Here is a 2,665-nt window from a genome sequence, read left to right as displayed (position 1 = left end):
TCCAGGCCGCACCGGGCACCCCAGGACGCGAGGGACCCCGCCCGCCTGCCACGGACCGCGCGACTGGAGTGCCGTCGCCGAGCAGGAAGCGAAAGCGGGGAACCAGTCGGGCACCCAACACCGTTCGGGATGTCCGCAGTGACCAGGTATGGGTCCAAGACTCACTCCTGCTCACTTAATTGGAACGGTCAGGAGGCGGCTTCGATGGTGATGCGGTCGGCCGTGGCGAGCCGGTCGGTGTCGGCGTCGATGTGGCCGAGGATGAGCAGGTCGGCGGATGCGGAGTCGCCGTCGCTGTAGAAGAGGGCCAGGTTGCCCCAGGGCGCGTAGTAGGCCAGGTCACCGGCCTTGGGTGCAGTCGGCTCGGGAGCGCCGGAGGTGGTCAGCCTGCGCGGCAGGTCCGCGATCCGCTCCGTCTGGTGGAAGTCCTCCAGATCCAGCCTGAGCGGGAGCAGTTCGGCGAGGTCGCGGGCGGCAGGGCTGTCGTTCAAGGCGGCGTCGACGGGGCGGCCGTCGATGGTGACCCGGATGTCCATGGCGGTTTTCCTGTCGGAGTCGGATGGTGTGGTGGATGTCGGTGTCCCCTGGCGCGCTGAGGGCGCCGATGAGGAGGGCGCGGAGGACGGAGTGGCTTCGGGTGAGTCGTTGCTGCAGGCGGTCACGGCCAGCAGCAGAGCGGCTGCCGGGACCGCGCGGACCAGGGCACGGCGGGCTGCAGAGTTCATGAGGGTCGTCCAGTGGGTCAGTCGGGCAGGGGCTCGGCGTAGTGCCGGAAGCCGGTCCGCTCGGTGTGGATGTCGTGCAGGCGCTGGGCCAGGGCGTCGGGGCTGCTGTGCTCGACGTCGTACCGGATGGCTCCGGGGATGATCAGCTGCGCGGCGTGGATGTTCTCCGGCGCGAGCGCATCGTGGAGCATCTGGGCGTAGGCGCTCTCGGCGGCGAAGGCGATCGAGGTGCCGGCACGGTCTGGGTGGGGGCGTACGGCGCTGCCGCCGTTGACGAACAGCAGGGTGCCGCGCCCGAGCGCGCGCATGCCGGGCAGGACGGTGTTCACCGCCGTGATGGGGCCCTTGACGGAGAAGGCCAGCGGGTCGTCGAGGTCGTCGGCGCTCGTGTTGAGGACCCGCTTCATGAAGTCACCGCGCGGCACCGGGCTGTACTGCAGAATCTCGATGGGCCCCAGGGTGTCGGCGGCGGTGTGCAGAGCCTCGGTGAGGGAGGCGGGGTCGAGGACGTCGGCGGTGAAGCCTCGGGCCTGGACGTTGTGGCGGGCCAGTTCGGCTGCGAGATTGTCCTGGTGCTGGGGGCTGCGGGAGATGAGGGCGACGCAGTGGCCTGCGGCTCCGAAACAGCGCGCGGTGGCGAGTCCGAGGCCGGGGCCGGCGCCGATGAGGGCGAGGGTGGTCACGGTGAGTCCTTGTCGAGGTGCGGGTCGAGTCTCCGGGGCTGGTGGCCCAGCCCCAGGCAAGAAGGCATTGCCAGTTAGGGGGTGAGGAGGGCCTTGATAGCGCGGCGCTCGTCCATGGCCTTGTAGCCCTCGGCGACCTGCTCCAGGGGCAGGGTGAGGTCGAAGACCTTGCCCGGGTTGATGCGGCCGGTCAGGACCCGGTCGATCAGGTCGGGCAGGTAGCGGCGTACGGGGGCGGGGCCGCCACGCAGGCCGACGTGGGAGAAGAACAGCTCCTGGCCGTCGATCGCCACGTCGTGCGGGACGCCGACGAAGCCGACGTTGCCGCCGGGCCGGGTGGAGCGCAGGGCCTGCTGCATGGCCTCCAGGGTGCCGCCGCACTCCAGCACGGAGTCGGCGCCGATGCCGCCGGTGAGGGCCTTGACGCGGGCGATGCCTTCTTCGCCGCGTTCGGTGACGATGTCCGTGGCGCCGAATTCCAGGGCGAGCTTCTGGCGGGGCTCGTGGCGGCTCATGGCGATGATCCGCTCGGCCCCGAGTTCCTTGGCGGCGATGACGCCGCACAGGCCGACTGCGCCGTCGCCGACGACGACTGCGGTGGAGCCGGGCTTCACTTCGGCGGCGACGGCCGCGTACCAGCCGGTGCCCATCACGTCGGAGACGGCGAGCAGGCTGGGCACGAACACGTCGTCCGGGTGCTCGTCCGTGGCGACGAGAGTGCCGTGGGCGTTGGGGATGCGGACGTACTCGGCCTGGCAGGTGCTCATGAACTCGCGATGCAGGCACGAGGACTGCCAGCCGCCCAGGCAGTTCGGGCAGGTGTTGTCCGAGGTGGCGAAGGAGCCGACCACGAACTGTCCCGGCGTGACCGAGGTGACCTCGCTTCCGACCTCCTCGACGATCCCGACGTACTCATGACCCATCGGGTGGGGTTCGTCCACGGGCTCCAGACCGCGGAAGGCCCAGAGGTCCGAGCCGCACACGCAGGTGGCGACCGTGCGGATGATCGCGTCGGTCGGCTTGGTGATCGTCGGGTCGCCGCGCTCCTCAAAGCGAACGTCGCCGGGGGCGTAGATGACTGCTCCGCGCATGGTGGTGCTTCCTTCGGTGCGAGGGGTGAATGCCTCGGCCCGGAACACCGGATGGTGCCGGCCGGTCGGATCGAGCCTCACACGCCACGGCAGATGCGAAAAGCGAAGGAATCCATCCTGGGAAAGACACATCCTGGGAGGAAATTCTCCCCCCATGCCCTGGTGT

Annotated in this window: 3 protein-coding genes; all 3 read right to left on the bottom strand. The window is 69.9% G+C overall.

Annotated features, from left to right (window positions below; all coding sequences use genetic code 11):
* Positions 1-188 precede the first annotated feature (188 nt).
* The gene (locus tag H1D24_RS41475; RefSeq protein ID WP_181662947.1) at positions 189-725 is read right to left on the bottom strand and encodes a cyclophilin-like fold protein; all 537 of its coding nucleotides are present in this window, start codon (positions 723-725) and stop codon (positions 189-191) included.
* Between the two features lie 17 nt (positions 726-742).
* Positions 743-1,408 carry an SDR family NAD(P)-dependent oxidoreductase gene (locus H1D24_RS41470; RefSeq protein ID WP_181662946.1) on the bottom strand — a complete coding sequence of 222 codons (666 nt, stop codon included), beginning with the start codon at positions 1,406-1,408 and terminating at the stop codon, positions 743-745.
* 74 nt (positions 1,409-1,482) lie between these two features.
* Positions 1,483-2,499, bottom strand: coding sequence for a zinc-dependent alcohol dehydrogenase family protein (locus H1D24_RS41465; RefSeq protein ID WP_181662945.1), 1,017 nt, complete (start codon positions 2,497-2,499; stop codon positions 1,483-1,485).
* Positions 2,500-2,665: the final 166 nt, after the last annotated feature.

The organism is Streptomyces himalayensis subsp. himalayensis (assembly GCF_013778455.1).
Taxonomy (GTDB): Bacteria; Actinomycetota; Actinomycetes; order Streptomycetales; family Streptomycetaceae; genus Streptomyces; species Streptomyces himalayensis.
This window is presented reverse-complemented; position numbering and strand designations above follow the sequence as displayed.

What these genes read in the sequence shown, in the direction of transcription:
- H1D24_RS41475 (WP_181662947.1), bottom strand. Translation starts at nt 725, where the DNA reads ATGAACTCTGCAGCCCGCCGTGCCCTGGTCCGCGCGGTCCCGGCAGCC.
- H1D24_RS41465 (WP_181662945.1), bottom strand. Translation starts at nt 2,499, where the DNA reads ATGCGCGGAGCAGTCATCTACGCCCCCGGCGACGTTCGCTTTGAGGAG.